13 protein-coding genes and 1 pseudogene are annotated in these 19,789 nt (G+C 54.8%); 6 read left to right on the top strand and 8 right to left on the bottom strand.

Features of this window, described 5'->3' with window-relative positions:
- Positions 1-2: 2 nt before the first annotated feature.
- The 6 genes from PHA01_RS11440 to sppA form a co-directional block, all read right to left on the bottom strand.
- Positions 3-872: a TrmH family RNA methyltransferase gene (locus tag PHA01_RS11440; RefSeq protein ID WP_271895493.1), complete on the bottom strand. Its 870-nt coding sequence runs from the start codon at positions 870-872 to the stop codon at positions 3-5.
- The gene (locus tag PHA01_RS11445) at positions 872-1,975 is read right to left on the bottom strand and encodes an RsmD family RNA methyltransferase (RefSeq protein ID WP_417020951.1); all 1,104 of its coding nucleotides are present in this window, start codon (positions 1,973-1,975) and stop codon (positions 872-874) included. Before PHA01_RS11445 ends, PHA01_RS11440 begins: the two co-directional genes overlap by 1 nt.
- Before the next feature lie 68 nt (positions 1,976-2,043).
- Complete coding sequence (gene lhpI / locus PHA01_RS11450; protein WP_271895497.1) at positions 2,044-3,018, bottom strand: bifunctional Delta(1)-pyrroline-2-carboxylate/Delta(1)-piperideine-2-carboxylate reductase; 975 nt, start codon at positions 3,016-3,018, stop codon at positions 2,044-2,046.
- A 20-nt stretch (positions 3,019-3,038) separates the two neighbouring features.
- Complete coding sequence (locus PHA01_RS11455; protein ID WP_114431515.1) at positions 3,039-3,371, bottom strand: lipopolysaccharide assembly protein LapA domain-containing protein; 333 nt, start codon at positions 3,369-3,371, stop codon at positions 3,039-3,041.
- Positions 3,372-3,413: 42 nt separating this feature from the next.
- Entirely contained in the window at positions 3,414-3,698 is a 285-nt protein-coding gene (locus PHA01_RS11460) for an integration host factor subunit beta (RefSeq protein WP_106662485.1), read from the bottom strand.
- Between the two features lie 91 nt (positions 3,699-3,789).
- Entirely contained in the window at positions 3,790-4,773 is a 984-nt protein-coding gene (gene sppA / locus PHA01_RS11465; RefSeq protein WP_271895501.1) for a signal peptide peptidase SppA, read from the bottom strand.
- A gap of 401 nt (positions 4,774-5,174) precedes the next feature.
- Here sppA and lptC point away from each other — a divergent pair, with 401 nt between their 5' ends.
- From lptC to ptsN, 6 genes and pseudogenes are all read left to right on the top strand, one after another.
- On the top strand, positions 5,175-5,750 hold the full coding sequence (gene lptC, locus PHA01_RS11470) for an LPS export ABC transporter periplasmic protein LptC (RefSeq protein ID WP_271895503.1): 576 nt from the start codon (positions 5,175-5,177) through the stop codon (positions 5,748-5,750).
- A gap of 55 nt (positions 5,751-5,805) precedes the next feature.
- Positions 5,806-6,438, top strand: a complete 633-nt coding sequence (locus PHA01_RS11475; protein WP_271895505.1) for an LptA/OstA family protein — start codon at positions 5,806-5,808, stop codon at positions 6,436-6,438.
- A gap of 106 nt (positions 6,439-6,544) precedes the next feature.
- A pseudogene (gene lptB / locus PHA01_RS11480) lies at positions 6,545-7,273 on the top strand (LPS export ABC transporter ATP-binding protein); the annotation flags it as partial.
- 168 nt (positions 7,274-7,441) lie between these two features.
- Positions 7,442-9,085: an RNA polymerase factor sigma-54 gene (rpoN, locus tag PHA01_RS11485; RefSeq protein ID WP_271895508.1), complete on the top strand. Its 1,644-nt coding sequence runs from the start codon at positions 7,442-7,444 to the stop codon at positions 9,083-9,085.
- Positions 9,086-9,300: 215 nt separating this feature from the next.
- On the top strand, positions 9,301-9,894 hold the full coding sequence (gene hpf / locus PHA01_RS11490) for a ribosome hibernation-promoting factor, HPF/YfiA family (RefSeq protein ID WP_112525521.1): 594 nt from the start codon (positions 9,301-9,303) through the stop codon (positions 9,892-9,894).
- 80 nt (positions 9,895-9,974) lie between these two features.
- The gene (gene ptsN / locus PHA01_RS11495) at positions 9,975-10,439 is read left to right on the top strand and encodes a PTS IIA-like nitrogen regulatory protein PtsN (protein WP_112525519.1); all 465 of its coding nucleotides are present in this window, start codon (positions 9,975-9,977) and stop codon (positions 10,437-10,439) included.
- 33 nt (positions 10,440-10,472) lie between these two features.
- Here the strand turns inward: ptsN and PHA01_RS11500 are convergent, their stop codons facing one another.
- Both PHA01_RS11500 and PHA01_RS11505 read right to left on the bottom strand, forming a co-directional pair.
- Positions 10,473-10,907 carry a transcriptional repressor gene (locus tag PHA01_RS11500; protein ID WP_112525751.1) on the bottom strand — a complete coding sequence of 145 codons (435 nt, stop codon included), beginning with the start codon at positions 10,905-10,907 and terminating at the stop codon, positions 10,473-10,475.
- 145 nt (positions 10,908-11,052) lie between these two features.
- Positions 11,053-19,644, bottom strand: a complete 8,592-nt coding sequence (locus PHA01_RS11505; protein ID WP_271895512.1) for a glycoside hydrolase family 94 protein — start codon at positions 19,642-19,644, stop codon at positions 11,053-11,055.
- Between the last annotated feature and the right edge of the window lie 145 nt (positions 19,645-19,789).

Consider the following 19,789-nt stretch of genomic DNA (forward strand, 5'->3'; position numbering starts at 1 on the left):
TCTCAAACGTCAGGGGCAAGTTTCAATGCGTCCCGCCGGATCTCGAACAACATGACGCCGGTCGCAATGGCGAGATTGAGCGAATCGGCACGGCCCTCCTGCGGAATACGCGCGAGCTTGTCGCACGATGAAGCCAATTGATCCGGCAAGCCTTGTTGCTCGTTCCCCATCAACAAAACGACCGGTTTATTGGCATAGGGGATCGTTCGATAATCGACGGCACCTTTCAGGTGCGTTCCGACAACTAGCCCAGAGAAACCTTTTCGCCAGGAAAGAAACTCGGCTTCAGTCGCACGTATGACAGGCATTGCAAAAACCGAGCCCATCGTGGCTCGGATCGTTTCCAGCGAGAACGGATCAGTGGTATCCCCAATGAGAATGATGCCTTTTGCGCCCGCTGCGTCCGCGGTTCGAATAATCGTGCCGAGATTGCCGGGATCGCGCACGCGGTCGAGTGCCACATAAACCTCATTGCCTTGCGGTTTGATCGCTAGCAAGGATTGCACCTTCTGTTCGAAAACACCGACGACCATTTGCGGGTTATCGCGACGCGTTATGGCCGCAATGACTTTTTCGCTGACCTCAAGAACATCACCACCCTTGGCGATCGTGCGCGCGGCAACTGGCTCGACCAGCGAATTGCCCTTGCCTGCCTTTGAGTAAACGAGGGTCTTGATGGTCCAACCCAGGTCAAGAGCATCGATGACGAGTTTCAGTCCTTCGGCGAGGAAAACACCCTGCTGGTCGCGGAATTTTTTGATCGCCAGCGCACGCAAATCCTTGACGATCGGATTGGTCAGGCTGGTGACCTCCTTGACCCTGCCAGGGCGAACCAGTCCATTGCCGCGCTGGTGATCATCCTGTTTGGTCATCAAGCGCTCCAGCGGCTGAAAAGAGAGGTGGAAAGGGCACGATCGGATGAACGTTCCCGCAGAATAAGTTCACCTGACTCGACCTTTCCTCCAAGCCCGGTGAACGCATCGCGCATTAACTCGTGGATCGCAAAAAACGAAGCGCGGATTGAATAGGCGGTCAGAACGACCGCAAGTGGATTTGGCGTGAGGATCGAGCGACAAAGATCGACCATGTCCGGCAGATTGTCGAACAGCTGCCACACCTCGCCATTGGGTCCGCGTCCATAGGCGGGCGGGTCGAGAAGAATGATGTCGTAGCCACTGCCGCGCCGCTCTTCGCGTGCGACGAATTTCATTGCGTCTTCGCATATCCAGCGAATGGGTTTGCTGGAGAGCCCTGCCATCTCCTGATTTTCCCGCGCCCAGACAATAGCCTTCTTCGAAGCATCAACATGGGTTACCTCGGCTCCGGCTCGAGCCGCGACAAGGGACGCGACTCCCGTATAACCGAAGAGATTAAGCACTTTGATCGGGCGTTTGGCGTTTCGGATCAGCTGGTCCATGTGTGACCAATGCGTGCCTTGTTCAGGAAAAACGCCGACGTGCCGGAACGACGTGAAGCGTCCGAAAAACGAGATGCCGTCAAAGGCAAGCGGCCACGTTTCACCAAGCGGAACTTTTGGAAAATGCCAACGTCCGACGCCCTCCTCATCCGTATTGCCGGTGAATAGCGCATCGGCCTTGTCCCACTCCGGTCGGTCCCAGGCAGGTAACCAGATCGCCTGACCTTCTGGGCGGACGATGCGATAGGGACCGTACTGTTCAAGCTTTAGACCATTGCCGCTGTCAAGCAGTGCATAATCGTCGGAAGGCGAGGTTTCCAGGATGAGGCCGGTTCGTTCCAGAGGGCGTACGCCGGTACGGCGAGTCAAAACGCGCTTTGGAGCCGCTTCCGAACGAGGCGAGGACTTTTGCTGAGGATCGATATCGATGGCGCGGGGGGCTTTGGCAAATTGCGGCCGCGGCTTCGTTGCGGTTTGCCGATGCGCTGCTCCTTTCGGAGCGCTCGCTTTCGGACCGAGCCCTTTTGCCTTCTTGATTTTTCCGCCAGACGATTTCAAGCCGTGCACCCTCGCAGTTGATTGGATGTTTCCTATGTCAAGAGGAAGGAAGGCGAAAGCAAAAACGCTCACGCGGAAGCCGAGATCGCCCTTTCATAGATCAAAATGCCCGCCGCAAGGTCTTCCAGAGCGGCGCCAACCGATTTAAACAGCGTGATTTCGCTCGGGGATTGGCGCCCCTTGATCGTGCCGCGCGTCAGGTCAAAAAGATCACCGATAACATGGCTTTCGGTGACGACGCCCGCCTTGATCGGTTGCACGATATCACCACCCTCTTTCAGCGCGCCGTCCTTGGTATCAACAAAAACGCGCGCCCGTTTGACGCATTCGTCATCGCTTTCGCGCATGGAAGGCGTGAATGCTCCGATCAGATCCACATGGGCGCCGGGTTTCAAATGTTTGCCAAGGATCAATGGTTCAGTCGAAAGCGTCCCTGCAGTTATGATATCGGCTTCCGCGATTGCCTCATGCTGGTCGTTCACAGCCTTGGCGTTGAAGCCATCCGCAACGAGCTCGGCAGCTACTTTCTCGGCTCCAGCGAAGTTGCGGTTCCAGATGGAAATTTTCGTGATGGGACGGATGGCACTGTGCGCGCGAGCGAGAAATCCCGAAAGCGCACCGGCTCCGAGCACGACGAGATTGGACGCATCTTCACGAGCCAGATACCGAGCTGCGAGCGCCGATGCGCCTGCAGTGCGCCACAGGGTAAGCCGCTGTCCGTCAATGAGCGCCTGTGGTTCGCCGGTCTTGCCGTCAAGCAAAAGATACACACCCATGACAGCTGGTTTCGAAATGGTACCATTGTCCGGGGATACGGTAACGATCTTCACGCCCATATAGCCTTTTGAGGAATCCCCCAAGGCATTGAAGTCGGACCAGGCCGGCATCAGCAGCAGCGTAGAAGCGGCGCCGTCCGGGCGATCGACGGTGTGATGATGGCGCACAGGCTGAATCACTCCCTGACGGAAAGCCTGTTCGAGTGCGTCGATCATATCCGGCCATTTCAATAGCCCGTCGACCTCGGCCGGGGAGATCAGTTTCATTTCATATCCTTGACGGTTGTTTAATGGAGTGAAGGAAGATTTGGCGTAGACTGTGTCTCGGCCGACGCTTTGCGGGCTTCCTTGCGCAGTAGCTCCGCTTCGAGCTTGCGCTGACGAGCGAGTTTTCGATGTTTCCCCTGATTATACCAAGTTGCCAAGCTCCCGAGGATCAAACCGAGAATCAGGGAGGCAAACAACCAGACGAAAAGCGGCGCAGAGTAGGAGAGGGCAGGATTGCCTGGGTTAAAAGGATCGATTGTGAACGATATCGCCTCGCGATTTGCTACTGACAGGGCAATCAGGATGACGGCAAGCGGTACCAGAATGAGGACAATGACGATGCGATTGATCATATTTCTCTCCTGCAACGCTTCTGATGCTTGAGGGACGCGCCCCTAGCCGTTGCCATTCAGCCTGTCGCGCAATTCTTTGCCGGTTTTGAAGAAGGGAACCCACTTTTCCTCAACGTCGACGCTTTCGCCGGTGCGCGGGTTACGTCCGCTGCGCGCCGGGCGGTTCTTGACGGAAAATGCGCCGAAGCCACGCAGCTCGACCCGATTGCCCTCGGCCAGTGCATCGGTGATCTCGTCAAAGATGGCGCCGACGATGTTTTCCACATCACGCTGAAACAAATGCGGATTGCGGTTGGCAATGATCTGCACGAGCTCTGATTTGATCACAGCGAAATCCCTTCCGGTTCAAGATCAGGAGGACAAGGTCAAAAAGCACTAACCTGATTACTATGTCACTGATCTTATGAGTTTAATATCCTTATTGCGCGCCGACAGGCTTGCCGTCAACGTGCCAAACAGAAACGAGTCCGTCAAGGAACATGCGATCACCTGTCAATTCGCGCAGCACCCCCGCACTTTCTTCCGGAATACCGAGATATCGGGTCAGCATTTTCAGGGCCGATTGCGAAAAAAACATACCGAGTGAGGACTTCTCGACGGGTTTCCATTCGACGACTGGAAGTTTGGCATCGATACCCTTTGTTTTGAGCCAGGCGATCGCCTTGTCTTCGCCGCCAAGTTCGTCGATCAGTTTGTTGGCAACCGCCTGGCGACCTGTAAAGACAGATCCGTCCGCTAGGGCCAGCGCTTGTTCGTGCGTGAATTTACGCCGTTCCTGGACCAGACCGACAAACCAGTCATAGGAATCAATGATCATGCGATGAATCATCGCCTTTGCTTCGTCGCTCGCCGGATTGAAAAAATTGGGTTCTGCCTTGAGCGGGCTGGATTTGATCGTTTCGACTTTCACGCCTATCTTGGTCAAGAGCTCCGAAATATCAGGATATTGGAAAAGCACGCCAATGGAGCCGATGATCGAAGACTGGCGAGCCACGATGTGATCGCTCGCACTCGCAATCATGTACCCGGCCGAGGCAGCCAGCGTTCCAACTTGGGCAACGACAGGCTTCTTCAGGGCAAGCTTGCGCACAGCCTCATAGATTGCTTCACCGCCGGCCGTTGTTCCCCCTGGTGAATCGACGGAGAGGATCACGCCCTTGACCGCGTCGGAATCCTCCACGTCCTTCAGACGCTTAAGCAGTTCATCATTTTCAAAAATCGTGCCCTCAACGCGAACCTTGGCGATATGCGGCGCTGATTTACCGGAAAACCTTTCGGAACCATTGAAAAAATAAAGTGAAATCAATGCAAGGGCGATGAGCAGGAGTGTGAATGCACGCCAAAATGTCAATTTCCTGCGAAGCCGTCGTCTATCGAGAATTGCGTCAGCAGTGTTTGCCATCGTCCTATCCATTCGCTCTCAAACCAGGGTCAGTTATTCTTTGCGGTATCATTTCGTCGAAGTCCAGACTTGCTGCGGGCGCTTGCTCGGCAGTTTGGACCTTGTATCTCGTCAAACGACGGCATACTTGTTGCACCGAGTGCAACTTGTGCGACAGGTACTTGTCCATTTCATCGAAAAATAACCATATTGGCGTTCAACTAGCCATTATATTGTAATCGGTAAACACAACCAGACCTATGTCCATCGAAAGAAACGATACACATGCGGGGCGCGATGCCACCGCCGACGCCGACCATCATGCTGAGGTCGCCCGGCAATTCGCTGGCTCTGACAAAGACTCGATGGTGTTTCGTGCTGCGGAACGCCACTCTCGGCGCGTCCGGTTTTTGAAGTTTGCCTTGCCTGCGGTCGCGTTGATCGGTGCTGCTGTTTTTTCCTGGTTCACTTTCTTTTCCACATCGAGTGTGCCGAGCAATATTTCGCTTGATAATGCCGGGATGGAAAACGGTAAACTTGTCATGACCAACCCGAAACTTGACGGATTTACGAAGGACAAGCTTCCGTACAAAATGAGCGCCGTAAAGGCATTGCAGGACGTAGGCAACAGCAATGTTATCTCTCTGGAGGGGATTAGTGCGGAACTTCCGATTGGCAAGGAGCTGCGTGCGCAGGTCACTGCGAAATCGGGTGTATACGACAATGCGAACCGGCAGTTGAAGCTCGACAGCGCCATAAGCTTGACAACATCCGATGGCATCACTGCCCTGCTGCAATCGGCTAATATAGATATAGCTGGCAACACCATGTCGACCGATGATCCAGTCAGCGTAAAAAATAGCAAGTCGAGTATAACCGCGGACAGTATGCAAATTACCGAAAGCGGCAAGGTAATGACTTTTGAAAAGCGCGTAAGGCTTGTCATTCTGCCTACAAAGCTGCAAGAAGGTGACAAGGAAATCAAATCGTCGGAGTAATGTCTGGGGATTGTTGCTGATTTCGAGGGAAATCCCGGATTTAGGAGAGAAGACGATGTCGTGCGGGGCAAAACTGATCAGCATTTCGACCATTGCGTTGGGCCTGTTGGCATCGTCCGTGATGATGGCTCCCGTCCTCGCCCAGGATGCCGCAACAGCAACAACCGGAATCAAATTGTCGGGCGACCAGCCGATCCAGATCGATGCGGACAAGCTTGTTGTTCATGACAATGAGGGCACTGCCACCTTCACAGGCAATGTGACCGTTGTACAAGGTGCGACGCTTCTGAAAGCGGGTTCCATGATTGTTTATTACGTCAAGGGTCCCAAGAAAGACGCGACCGGCAAAGACACAACTGGCGCTGCTGCCACTGCGGACGCGCCAAAAACCACGGGAGTGACTGGTGCCGGGGCCCAGGATATCGATCATCTTGAGGTCAATGACAAGGTCTACGTCAAATCCGAAGATCAGGTCGCTACCGGTGATCACGGGACCTTCGATATGAAAACCGAAGTGCTGGTTTTGACTGGCAACAAGGTTGTTCTTTCCCAAGGCGACAATGTTGCCGTCGGCTGCAAGCTGACAGCGCAGCTTAAAACGGGCGAGGCCCAGCTTGAAAGCTGCAAGAGTGGTCAGACAGGTCGTGTCTCTATCGTTGTGGCTCCCAAGAACGCGCCGAAGAACTGAGCCTATAGTGTCCTTGTTTTCGCGTCGCTCTTCCAGCAAGCTTTCCGCTCGGCCTGACTCTACCATCTCTCAGGAAATGCGTCCTGCTGACCCTGCGGCCGTCGACCGTATGAAAGGCACGCTTGTCGCACGTGGCATCACCAAGAGCTACAATGGCCGCCAGGTCGTCAACGGTGTTTCCTTTGGGGTGCGCGCCGGCGAAGCCGTTGGTATCCTGGGCCCCAATGGCGCCGGCAAGACGACATGTTTCTACATGGTGACTGGTCTGGTCCCGGTCGACAAGGGCACGATAGAAATCGATGGTTTCGACGTAACGACGATGCCGATGTATCGCCGTTCTCGGCTGGGTATAGGCTACTTGCCGCAGGAAGCCTCGATTTTCCGCGGTCTGTCGGTTGAAAACAATATCAAGGCCGTCCTTGAGGTTGTCGAGAAAGATCGGAGTGCTCGTGCTCAAGAGCTCGACTCATTGCTTGAGGAGTTTCACATCGCTCACCTGCGCAAGGCGCCCGCGCTTTCCCTGTCAGGTGGCGAACGCCGACGGCTGGAAATCGCCCGCGCCCTGGCGTCTCGCCCTAATTTCATGCTTCTGGACGAACCCTTTGCAGGTGTGGATCCGATTGCAGTTGCTGATATTCAACAACTGGTGCGTCATCTGACCGGTCGGGGCATTGGTGTGCTGATCACCGACCATAATGTCCGTGAGACCCTGAAGCTGATCGACAGGGCCTATATCATCCATGCAGGACAGGTGCTTACTCACGGTCGGCCGGATGAAATTATTGCCAATCAGGACGTTCGACGACTTTACCTTGGGGATCAGTTCAAGCTTTGATTTTCCCATTTTCGGGGTTTCATTCGCCAGAAATGCCATTTCCTCTACGTCTTTAGATTGAAAATCGCCGCGCCCACACGTTTTTCCCTTGCTTGTGATTGACAAGCAAGGATTGGGCCAGTTCTGTACAGCTGCAAAGGAAATCGTACGGGAGTACCCGCGCCCACCATGGCTCTGTCGGCAAAGCTCGATCTCAGGCAATCCCAGGCATTGGTAATGACGCCGCTGCTGATGCAGTCGATTCGACTGCTGCAGCTGACGCATATCGAGCTCGAACAATTCATAGAGCAGGAGATTGAAAAGAACCCCTTGCTCGAGCGCGATGATACAACGGGCGAGCATTTTTCGCTTGATGAGCGCGGCTTCAGCACCGATCGGATTTCCGGTGATGAACGCGAATTCGGCAGAGGAGCGGTGAGCACCGATGCCGAAGCTGATAACCCTTTGGATGGGCAAGCCGATCATTGGCTGATGAGCGGTGAATCGACGAGTTCTGGTTCGATGTCGGATACGTTTGATAGTTCTCTCGAGAACATCTTTCCCGACGATCCGGGGACACATGATTTTATTGCCGGCGACCTTGCTTCGCAGTGGAAGTCGTCTTCGGGTGATGGCTATGTTTCAACCGGCGGCGAGGGATATAATCTTGAACAGGTGACACCAACCCCGCGGACCCTTCGGGACCATGTCGCCGAGCAGATTATTTTCGGCTTTGCATCGGCGGGCGACCGCCTTGTCGCCGCTGAGCTTGCCGATCATCTCGATGAGACAGGTTACTTGCGCGCTGACGTAGAAGAAATCGCCGCAAGGTTTGGTGTCGATGCCAGTCACATCGAGAAACTGATTGCAGTCTTGCAGGGGTTCGAGCCCACAGGGCTGTTCGCGCGTGACCTTGCGGAGTGCCTGTCACTCCAGTTGCGCGCGAAAAACCGCTTGGGCTCGAGCATGAAAACCTTGCTGCAAAACCTCGATTTATTAGCCAAACGGGATTTCCACAGTCTCAAGAGGCTTTGTCATGTAGGTGACGCGGATATTCTGGCCATGCTGCAGGAAATCCAGCACCTTGATCCAAAACCTGGGACAGCCTTTTCTTCTGGCGTAGCGGATAGCATCGTGCCCGACGTGCAGGTGGACATCGCGTCTGATGGAAGTTGGCGAATCGAGCTTAATCCCGATGCCCTGCCGCGAGTGCTCATCAACAACAGCTACTATGCGACAATAGCGAAAACGAAAACCTCTCCCGCCGAGAAGACGTTTCTGAGCGAATGTTTGCAAAGTGCCAATTGGCTAACGAGGAGCCTTGATCAGCGGGCACAAACAATTCTCAAGGTCGCCACTGAGATTGTTCGCCAACAGGAACAATTTCTTCGTCACGGCGTTGCCTATCTGAAGCCGCTCAACTTGCGCAATGTGGCTGACGCGATCGGTATGCACGAGTCTACGGTCAGCCGGGTCACAGCGAACAAGTACATGTTGACGAAGCGGGGGGTGTTCGAATTGCGGTATTTTTTCAATGCGGCGATCGCGGCAACGGAAGGTGGAGAGCAGCATTCATCGCAGTCGGTACGCCATCAGATCAAGCAGCTAATCGACGTGGAAACACCCGACGACATTTTATCGGACGATACAATTGTGGATTTGTTGAAGGAGCAAGGGATCGAGATTGCACGGCGTACCGTCGCAAAATACCGGGAGGGGATGAATATTGCTTCCTCTGTGCAAAGGCGGCGAGAAAAAAAAGCTCAGGCATCGGCGGGCAAGGACGATGGAAAGTCTGGATTCATCCGCCACGTGGGTGTAGAATTTTGTTGAGTGGGTAATTGAACCGGACCGAAGAAGTCTGGTGAGGGAGACAAGCGCCGGTAATTTGCGACAATTGAAGTGAAAGCGCACCTTTGAATGAAGAATCAGCAATTGAAAACGCGATGAAACGCTCGCACGGGTTGTACGGGATGTCTTTGCTCGCCTCCCCACAACAGTGTAGATTGGTTAGGGCAATGAAAAAATCGCAATGAAGGTGAGGTATCATGAGTCTGCGTGTATCTGGGAAACATATGGACATTGGTGACGCTTTCCGCATTCGTATTGAAGAGCGGATAGGGGAGATGGTCTCCAAATACTTCGATGGCGGATATACCGGTCATGTCACGGTGGAAAAGCAGGGATCTCGATTTATTGCCGACTGTCTTGTCCGCCTCGATACCGGTACAGTGCTGCAGGCGGCGGGCGAAGCGCAGGATCCATTACTTGCATTTGACGCTGCGGGTGAACGCGTCGACAAGCGTCTCCGGCGCTACAAAAGACGCCTGAAGTCGCATCAGGCTCCAGGTTCAAATGGAGTTTTCGATGATGTTTCTTACACGGTGATGGCGCCCGTGCCGGATGATGATGAGGATATTCCGGAAGATTACGCACCAACCATAGTTGCGGAGACATCGATGGCGCTCAGAAGCATGAGTGTGGCTTCTGCGGTTGTGGAACTCGATTTGAAGGATAGTCCCGTCGTTGTTTTCCGAAACGCTGGCAGTACGCAGGTAAATATTGTATATCGCCGCGCCGATGGAAATATTGGCTGGATCGATCCATCGACAGTGGCGGGTGAAAACGTTGCTCCGACGTGAAGAAGCGGATTCATAGCGAGTTTTGAACTACCGCCCGCGTACAGTCAGTATGCGGGTGGTAATTGGAAGGAAGAGAGATAATGGATCTGGGTGATCTCATTCAGCCCGACGCTGTCCTGCCCGCATTGAAAGTCAATTCCAAGAAGCAACTCTTGCAGATCATGTCGGAAAAGGCGGCCGCCTTGACCGGCCTGAGCGAGCGAGAAGTATTCGACACGATCATACAGCGTGAACGCTTGGGCTCAACTGGTATTGGCGACGGCATTGCCATTCCCCATGGGAAGATCAATAGCGTGAAGCGAATTGCCGGTGTTTTCGCTCAGCTCGAAACGCCCGTCGCTTTCGAAGCACTGGACGACCAGCCGGTCGATATCGTGTTTCTGCTCTTGGCGCCGGAGAATGCCGGGGCTGATCATCTTAAAGCACTATCCCGCATTGCGCGCATGCTGCGTGATCCCGAGCGCATCGCAAAACTGCGCACCGCCCACGATGCGGGCTTGATCTACGAGCTGCTGACATCGCAGCCAGCGTCTAACGCCGCCTGAGGTTTGGCTCATAAAGCCGCCTTTTAAGCGGCTTTATGAGGAGTGGCGGGTCTTGCGCCCGTAGAGTTCCAGTCGGTGATGGACGATATCATAGCCGAGCGACTTGGCGATCTCTTCCTGTAGTTTTTCAATCTTGTCTGACTTGAATTCCACTACCGCACCGGTATCGATATCGATCAGATGATCATGGTGCTCGCCGTGGGCCTGTTCGAAACGCGATGGTCCGCCATTGAAAGCATGGCGATGGATGGCACCCATCTCTTCCAGCAGATTCATGGTCCTATAGACAGTTGAAAGAGAAATGCTGTCGTCAATCTCTATGGCACGATGGAAAATCTTCATCGCATCAGGGTGATCTTCGGTAGATGTCAGAATGTCGATGATAATCCGCCGAGGCCTGGTGATACGCACACCAGCCTTGCGCAGTTCCTTTTCATAATCTGGCTTCTGATTCAGGGCATGTTTCATAACGCCGACTATGCGCCAGATCGACGTCAGTTGCAAAGATTCTCAACTGGTAATCCGACTGGAAATGAGCCCTCCAGCCTGAAACAACACCTGCCGCCCGTGAAATGTCACAGGCGGCAGGTGTGTGACAACGCGAAAGCTGGCGTTATGACGCGAGCACTTCGATTATGACTTTATGCTCACCCGTGGTTTCCAATGGAATGCCATTTTCTGCTTTGGTGAGTTTCTTACCGTTGACAGTGATCTTACCGGCGCCCTTTGACGCCGATTTGACTTCTATCGAATAGCGGGCTTCACCATTGCGCAGAACGAAATTGAAGCCGCTCCATTCCGATGGAAGCGCAGGATCGACGAACAGCCTGTCATTTCGGCGACTGATGCCGAGGATACCTTCTGTTGCCACACGGTAGAGCCAGCCGGCGGATCCGGTATACCAAGTCCAGCCGCCGCGTCCGCGCATGGGGTCTACCGAATAAACGTCTGCAGCCACTACGTAAGGTTCCACACGATAAAACTCGGCCTTGTCCATTGTCAGCGAATGGTTGATGGGGTTTAGCTTCTTGAACCAGCGGTACGCTTCATCCGCGTCGCCGAGCTTCGCCATGGCAAGAACTGCCCAGGTTGCGGCATGCGTATATTGCCCGCCATTTTCGCGGACGCCGACAGGATAACTCTTGATATAGCCTGGATCATGCCGCGTTTTGTTGAATGGTGGGGTGAACAGCTTGATGATATCGACTTCATCGTCGACGAGATGCGTTGCGACCGAGTGCATCGCCCGCTTGCTGCGTTCTGGATCGCCATAGCCGGATATGACACTCCAGGATTGCGCGATTGAGTCTATCTTGCACTCATCGCTCTTTTTCGAGCCAAGAGGAGCACCATCGTCAAAGTAGCCGCGACGATACCATTCGCCATCCCAACCGTCCTTCTCGAGAGCGGCTTTCAGACTTTCAATATGGGCCTCCCATCGCTGAATGCGTTCCTTGTCCTTGAAATGCCTTGCGATCGGCAAGACATCGCGCAAAGTGCTGATCAGGAACCAGCCAAGCCATATGCTTTCGCCCTTGCCGTCTTCACCGACACGGTTCATGCCGTCGTTCCAATCACCCGTCAGCATCAGCGGCAGGCCGTGGGAGCCTGTGCGGGCAACGGCAAGGTCAAGTGCACGGGCTGCATGCTCATAAACGCTGACTTTCTCGTCGGAGATCGTCGGTTGGTAAAAGGCGTCATGCTCACCGTTCTCGAGTGCCCGGCCTTCGATGAATGCGACCTGCTCATCCAGTATACTCATGTCGCCGGTCACCGAGGTATAGTGGGCAATGGCATAGCCGAGCCAGACCACATCGTCGGAGATCTTCGTGCGAACGCCTGCGCCAGTCGTTGGCAACCACCAGTGTTGAACGTCGCCCTCCTTGAATTGGCGGGCCGAGACGTTGAGAATTTGGTGACGTGCGAGCGATGGATCCAGGATCAACATGGATAGTGTATCTTGCAGCTGGTCGCGGAAGCCAAAGGCGCCGCTCGCCTGGTAGAAAGCCGAACGTGCCCAGATACGACAGGCGAGGCTCTGATAAGGCAGCCAGCGGTTCACCATGAGGTTGAACGCATCGTCCGGAGTATCTACCTGCAATCCATCGAGGAAGTCTGTCCAGATAGCTCTCGAAGACGAGAGAGTGTCTTTGAACGGCCGCTTGCTATGACCTGCAAGAATCTCGCGGGCCTCCTCGCGGCTGCCGGCGTCGCCCATATAGAAGACCAGCTCCTGCGTTTCACCGGCGGCGACTTTGATATCGACTGCTAGTGCAGCACAGGGATCGCCGCCAGCTTCGACCAGGTTTGACAGCCTCTTTGCCTGAAGCACCGCATCTGGGCGATCAACAGAACCGAGCGCTCCGAAGAACTCAGCACGGTCAGCTGTATAGGACTGCGGCTTTACACTGGCAGCATAGAACGCCACACGTTCACGCCGGTCCGTGCCATATGGATTACGGGCAAACAGAACGCCCGTTTCAGCGTCGCACGACGGCACGATGAACGGTGCGGTCTTTGCGCGGGCGTTGCCCAGCACCCATTCAACAAAGCCGTAAACACGAAGTTGCTTGGCAGTACCGCCATTATTCGTAATCTTGAGGCTCGATAGGCGAACGGGTCGGTCAGGATCGATCGTATGTGTAAGTTCAAGTCCTATATTGCCGTGGCGTGAAATAAAGGTCGAATAACCTTGTCCATGCCGGGTCTCATATTGGACAGAGGGGTCACGGAGCACCGATGCCGTCGGTGAGAAAGCGATGTTCTTATCCGTATCCACCACATAAATCGCCTCACCGGACCGGTTGATGACCGGATCATTCGACCACTGTGTCAGCTGATAGTCGCGGCTGTTGCCGGACCAGGTGAAACCTGCGCCTTCGGCTGATACGTGAAAGCCAAAATTCGGGTTGGAAATCACATTGATCCAGGGCTGTGGGGTACTGCCCAATCCACCAAGACGAACGACATATTCGCCGTTTTTCATGTCGAAGCCGCCAAACCCGTTCCAGAATGAAAGGTCGTCTGCCGAAATCTTGGGACGGCGCTTGTTCATGAGTTGTGTCGGTGCCGGCGCGATCCCCCTCAAATCGCTATTTTCAATGTCACCGGTTATTATCGATTTACCCCTCGTTTCCGTGACGGGGACCAGGTCAGCACTCAGACCTTCCATGCGTTTCAGTTGCTCGGAAAGCGAACCATTCTGCGCGTGCATGACAATACGGGCTGCGGCTAGAAGCGTGTTGTAACTGGCGTCGCTCATCTGATCCTTGCGGACTGCGAAGATGTGGACACGCGGTCCAAGCTGAGCGCCGCGGGCACGGCTATTTTCGCAGATCGCCTCCAAGCCGCGCTGGAAATCCTGTGCGTAGGAGAATGAACGCTCGTTGATGACCACAACATCGACAACAAGACCCTTCGCACGCCAATACTCGTGCGCTTTCAAGAGGTTCCTCAGCGTTTCCATATCGGCTTCATCATCAATGCGCAGCGCAAGGATCGGGAAGTCACCGGAGATAGACATGGGCCAGAGCTCGGATTGGCTGCCGAGCCCGCTTGCGATGTTTTCGGACGGCATGCGCAGTGCCTTGTCGGGATAGATCAGGCTGGTTGCGACGCGCTGGAATTCAGCTGCCTCGTCCGGATTGATGCCGATGTGGTGGAGGCGAACCTGCGAACTCGTCCACGACAGCGAAAATTCACGGGTAAAGCAATCCGGGTGGCGGAAGCGGGAGACCACCTCTTCAAGCTCTTGACGATTTGGGCGTACGAGAGTCCAGAATACCAGTGTTACTTTCTTGTGCGCGGGGACGCGGACACGACAACGCAGCGAAGCAATGGGATCGAGCACAAAACCATGACTGCCGCTGAGGGTCGCGCCTTCGTCGAAAGCAGCCGGATTCCGCAAAGAGCGTCCGCGTCCGATAAAGTTGCGCCGGTCGGTTTCAGCCTGAATTTCACGCATCGCACCGGAACTGTCGCTTACGACGTGGGCCACATGGATATCCGGATCGTCATTACCCCGCTTGCGGCGCGTGGCATAGATCGCATCGCCACGCTTGTCGATCTCGGTCTCCACGAACATCTTGGCAAACGCCGGGTGAGCAGTATCGGTATCTTCGTTCGTCAATACCAGTTCGGCGTAAGACGTGACTTCAATGATGCGATCTTTGGTGCCGGTGTTGGTGATGACGATACGGCGGCCTTCGCCGTCGGAATCCGAGGCAACGATGGTCTCTACGGTGGTATGGAGCGTGCCAATCTCCTTGACGAATTCCGCCTTGTAATCGGCAAAGATGGTGGTGCTCTTCTCGCCCGCAACGCGCACAGGATCGCCTGTCGCTGACCACCATTCGCCATTTTCGAGATCCCGCAAGAACAGGAACGTACCATAGCCACTTTCGAGTGGATCGGGTTGGAAACGCGTAATGGCAAGGCCATTCCAGCGGCTGTACCCGCCGCCATTGGCAGTCACCATGACCGAATAATGTCCATTCGACATTATTTGCGTTGCGTTTGGCGCGCTCAATGGATTCTGGATGAAGCGGATAGAAGCCGTTTCTTCCGAGCTCTCCACCGCCTTGCGCATAGGGTTCTCTGCTTTGGCTTGCAGAACCGGTATTTCGCGTGGAGCTTTCTCCTGCAGAAGCAGCTCGGCTGCTTCGATCACAGGATCCGCGTGGAAACGCTCACGCATTCGACCCTCGAACACAACATTGTTGACGGCAACAATCGACATGCCATGATGGTGAGCCATGTAATTGCGGACCACGGCATATTCTTCATCTTCGCGGACGCGTGACTTGGTAAAGTCCACGGCGTCGTAAAAACCATACTGTCCCAGTGCGCCCATGGCGCGCAAACGCTGCAGATTCTTGACAGCGGCTGCCGGTTGATACTGGCTGGCCATGATGCTGGCATACGGCGCTACAACGTAATTCTTCGAAAGGCCGCGCTTGAGGCCGAGTGTCGGAACGCCGAAATTGGTATACTGGTAGTTCATCTCCGGGTCGCGAGCGTTATAAGCCGCTTCAGAAATGCCCCAGGGCAACCCCTTGGACTCGCCATATTCGATCTGCCGTTGCACGATCAACTTGTTGGTTTGATCCAACATGCTCCCGAGCGGTTCGATCATGACCAGGGGCGGCATAAGGTATTCGAACATCGACCCGGACCAGGAGACCAGCGCACCGCGCCAGCCAACCGGCACCAGCAAACGGCCGAGCTTGAACCAGTGATCAACAGGTATATCGCCTTTGGCAATGGCGAAGAGGCTGGCCAAACGCGCTTCGGAGGCGAGAAGGTCATAACAACTTGCATCGAGCTCGTTGGTTTCCACACGGAAGCCAATGGATAGTAGGCGTCGTTCCTTGCGCTCCAGGAAGGTGAAATCGGTATCGAAAGCGAGTTGCCGCGCTCGTGTGGCGAGGGTACCCAAGCGTTCGCGCAGAACGTCTGTGCTCTCGTGACTGCCGATTGCATCGTCAGTATGTCCTTGACACGTCTTGACGAGCAGGAGCGCCCACTCATTGGCGGTGGCGCTGATCGGGCTTTCGAGTTCGCCATGCAATTCTTCGGTCAGGCGCTGGATATCGCCCGCGAAGAGAGCAAGGTTGATTGTGCGCAGCGATGCGGTTTCAGGCTCCTCCTTGATCGTCGTGATTGCCCGGCGGAAATTGGAAACGCGTTCTTCAAGGCGACGGCGCAAGGGCCTCAAAACACGGCGATCATCGGGAATGTCACTGATGGCTTCTTCAAGAATATCGCTGACGTCGAGAACACCGTCGAGATCGCTCTGTAGATAAACTGAGGGTGCCTCAGCCCATTTCTCCAGCGCCGAAGACAAAGCGACGAGATGGCCTGCCAAATTACCGCTATCCACTGCCGAAACGTAAAGTGGAAGTAGTGGGCGAAGAGTTGTCGTTTCGTACCAGTTGTAGAGGTGGCCACGGTATTTCTCCATCTTCTCGAGGGTTTCGAGGGTCTGGTCGATACGCGTCAGTGTCTCATTGAAACTGATCCAGCCGAAGTCCCGGGCTGCGACGGTCGAGAGCAAATACATGCCAATATTGGTAGGCGACGTCCGCGTCGCAATAACTGGATGCGGATCCTCCTGGAAATTGTCCGGTGGAATGAAGTTCTGCTCTTTGGTGACGAATGTATCGTAGTAGTGCCAGGTACGGCGGGCGAAACGCCGCAGTTCACCTTTGTCGGATGAGCGCACGTTCAAATCATCGAGCGGTTTGGCTGAGCGGCTGACAAGCCATGCAATCACTGGCGATAGCAGCCAGATCAATGCGAAAGGAACGGCGAGGAACCAAGCCCGGCTTTGAACTGCCAAGGGAAGGCCAATGGCAATCAGCGCGACAATTATTGCTGGCCACATGAGTTGCAGGTAATAGCTCAGCGTATCGGGTGAACTCGTCTTTGCTTGTGCTGCAGCGCGCCACTCAAGCAGATGTTTGCGTGAAATGAACAGACGATAAAGCGTGCGGACGATCGCATCGAGCATCAAGCAGGCCATATTGGCAATGAAGGTGATACGCAGGGCAATGTCTGCCGCCCCGGCAAAAATATCCGTGAGAATCGCCTGGAAGTGCCCCTTGAGCGACAGGTTCATGTCTGTCGGCACCAGGTTTGTAAATAGTATCATCGTCGGCACGATGAACATGCTGAAAATCATGAAGCACTGCCACAGCGTGGCAAGTCCCGGTGGCAGCAATGTCCAACCTGCAATGGAAGCCAGGATCCAGAAGATCGGCGTAAGCGAACGGCGAAGATTATCGACCATCTTCCAGCGCGTGACCGCGGTGACGCCAGGTCGTGTGCTGAAAAGATAAGGCAGGAGCTGCCAGTCGCCACGCGTCCAGCGATGATGGCGCGAGATATCGACATTGTAGCCCGTGGGGTAATCCTCGACCACTTCGACATCACTTACGAGCGCGCTACGCGCATAGCCGCCTTCGAGCAGGTCATGGCTCAGAACTGCGTTCTCGCCGATCTTTCCGTCGAGTGCAGCTTCAAAGAAATCGATGTCATAAAGACCCTTGCCGGTGAACGTGCCTTCTCCCAGCACGTCCTGATAGACGTCGGAAACTGCGAAAACGTAAGGATCGATGCCGCGATTGACCGAGAAGACGCGCTGCAGGAACGAGGCATCATCGCCGGTTGTCAGCGAGGGGGTGACGCGAGGCTGCAAGATGGCATAGCCACTGACCACACGGCCTGCTTTGGCGCTGTAGATGGGCCGATTGAGCGGGTGAATAAGCTTGCCGGCCAGGCGATTGACCGAGTCCGGCGTCAGGCGCGTGTCCGAGTCGAGCGTCATCACAAACTTGATGTCGGTCGGGACTTCCTCGTTCGACGGGAAATACGTCGTATCCTTGTCGCCGCGCAACAGCATATTGAGCTCGTGCAATTTGCCGCGCTTGCGCTCCCAGCCCATCCAGCGGTTCTCCTGCGCATTGAACAGACGCTTGCGATGCAACAAGAAGAAGCGGGGATTGTTTTGCGTATAGTGCTCGTTGAGCGCGGTGATTTTCTCACGCGCATAGTCGAAAATGTCGAGATCATCGTCGGTCTGTTCGAATTTGCTGTCGGCCCAGTCCGTCAAAAGGGCGAAATAGACCTCGCCACGCGGATTAGTGAGATAGTGCACTTCGAGATTGCGAATATGCTCATCGACGGAGTCACGCGAGGTAATCAGCGTCGGCACGGCAACGAGGGTTTTTGCCTCTGGAGGCAGGCCATTCTTGTACTCGAAGCCGATTAGCCGCGTCGGCGGCATAAACATCGGTATGATCCAGTTGACGAAGCCGTTGGCTGTTTCCATCGTGGGGAACACTGCCAGCAAAGTGAACAGCCAGGTCATGCCGTCAGACAGTCCGGCACGGCGCAGGAAATAATTGATCAGTAGGAGGATGGCGATTGAGAAGAACGAAGCCGGCGCCCACAAGCCGGCGAGACCCAATCTCCGGTAGAAACGTACCCAGCGAATAAGCACGGTTGGCTTGTAGCCACATGTCTCTTCAAGTTCCGGACGGCCTTCTCCGGCAAGATAATAGCCGACATCGCGTTTGCGCTGCTCGGTAACACCGCCTGCGCCAGCGGTCTCTTCAGCACTTTTATGTGCGAGCTCGAGAGCCGATTGTGTGATGTCGTGTTCGCTCTTGCCTGAGCGGCGGGCAATCTTTTCGATAGCAACGCGGTAGGCATTGCGAGAATGAAAGTCGAGCGCATCGAAATTGGAGTTGTCGCGCAGAACGGCATCGACACCGCTGACTGTCTCAAACCAGGTAATCCAGTCAACGTCATCGATCGCCTTCAGGCTGCGAATGAGATTGCCCATGCTCACGCCACCCGTCGATTGGCGGGTATGTTCCTGAATGATGGCATCCTCGGAATCGCTGCCATTCTTTTCGAGCTCGTCTTCGAGCCACGCGACCGCGGCTCCAGAATGAGCGGTGCCGCCACGCAAACGGTAGAGCAGGTGGGTGGCAAAAGTGCTGTCCTTGGCCGCTGGCGCATACTGCGCCAGAAGCTGCGGGAGGGTATCTTTCTCAGCGTTCAGCGTGATTTCGTCGGCAACGCTATTGGCATAGGCGCGCATGCGGCGGGCACGCTCGACGCGCAGCGAAAGACGCCGGGCATTTTCGATTAGAATGAAGCGAACGGCGGATGGAAGGGCCCACAATTCGCCGATATGCAGAGGTTCCACGGTCTGGAAGCCTTCAACGATGGCGCTCAGGCTATTCAGCGAAAACTGGCTGTCCGTATGCGCGACGTAAAGCCAGGCGAGCGCCATTACCCGTGGGATGTTGGGCTGACTCGCAAGTGGCGGCAACTGTCTGAAGAATTTCTTGGGCAGGTCGCGCTCGACCTGCTGTATGTTCTGGTCGACCAGGTAATAATTGTCCAAAAGCCACTGAGCCGCTGGTGTTATCGTTTCGCCGTTGCGTGCTGCTGCATCGGAAGAACGGTAGGAATGCAGGATCAGCCTGGCGTTTTCGACTGTTCGCTGCTCGAAAACCATCGGCTCGTAGTCGGGCAATCGGACGTCTTCGCCCTTCGCTACCCGGGTCCCAAGGTCCCTCAAATCGTCGATTGATTTATAATGAGCCCGTATAGGGTTAGGTTGGACAGCAAAAATCTGACCAACAGTCTTCTTCTGGGATGCAAACGCTTGAAAAAAGCTCAATACGGGCATTGTTTTCATTTCAGTTTGGAAGAAAGAATCTTCGGGATTGCAGCACTAAGGCGATCAGGGGCCGATCGTCCCACGTTCAGTTTAGGGTCTAATCAGGTCATGGCAATTAAGCTATCACCACTTTTATCGTTAGCGATCAGTTTTG

Origin of the sequence: Candidatus Phyllobacterium onerii (assembly GCF_028331445.1) — a bacterium.
Taxonomy (GTDB): Bacteria; Pseudomonadota; Alphaproteobacteria; order Rhizobiales; family Rhizobiaceae; genus Phyllobacterium; species Phyllobacterium onerii.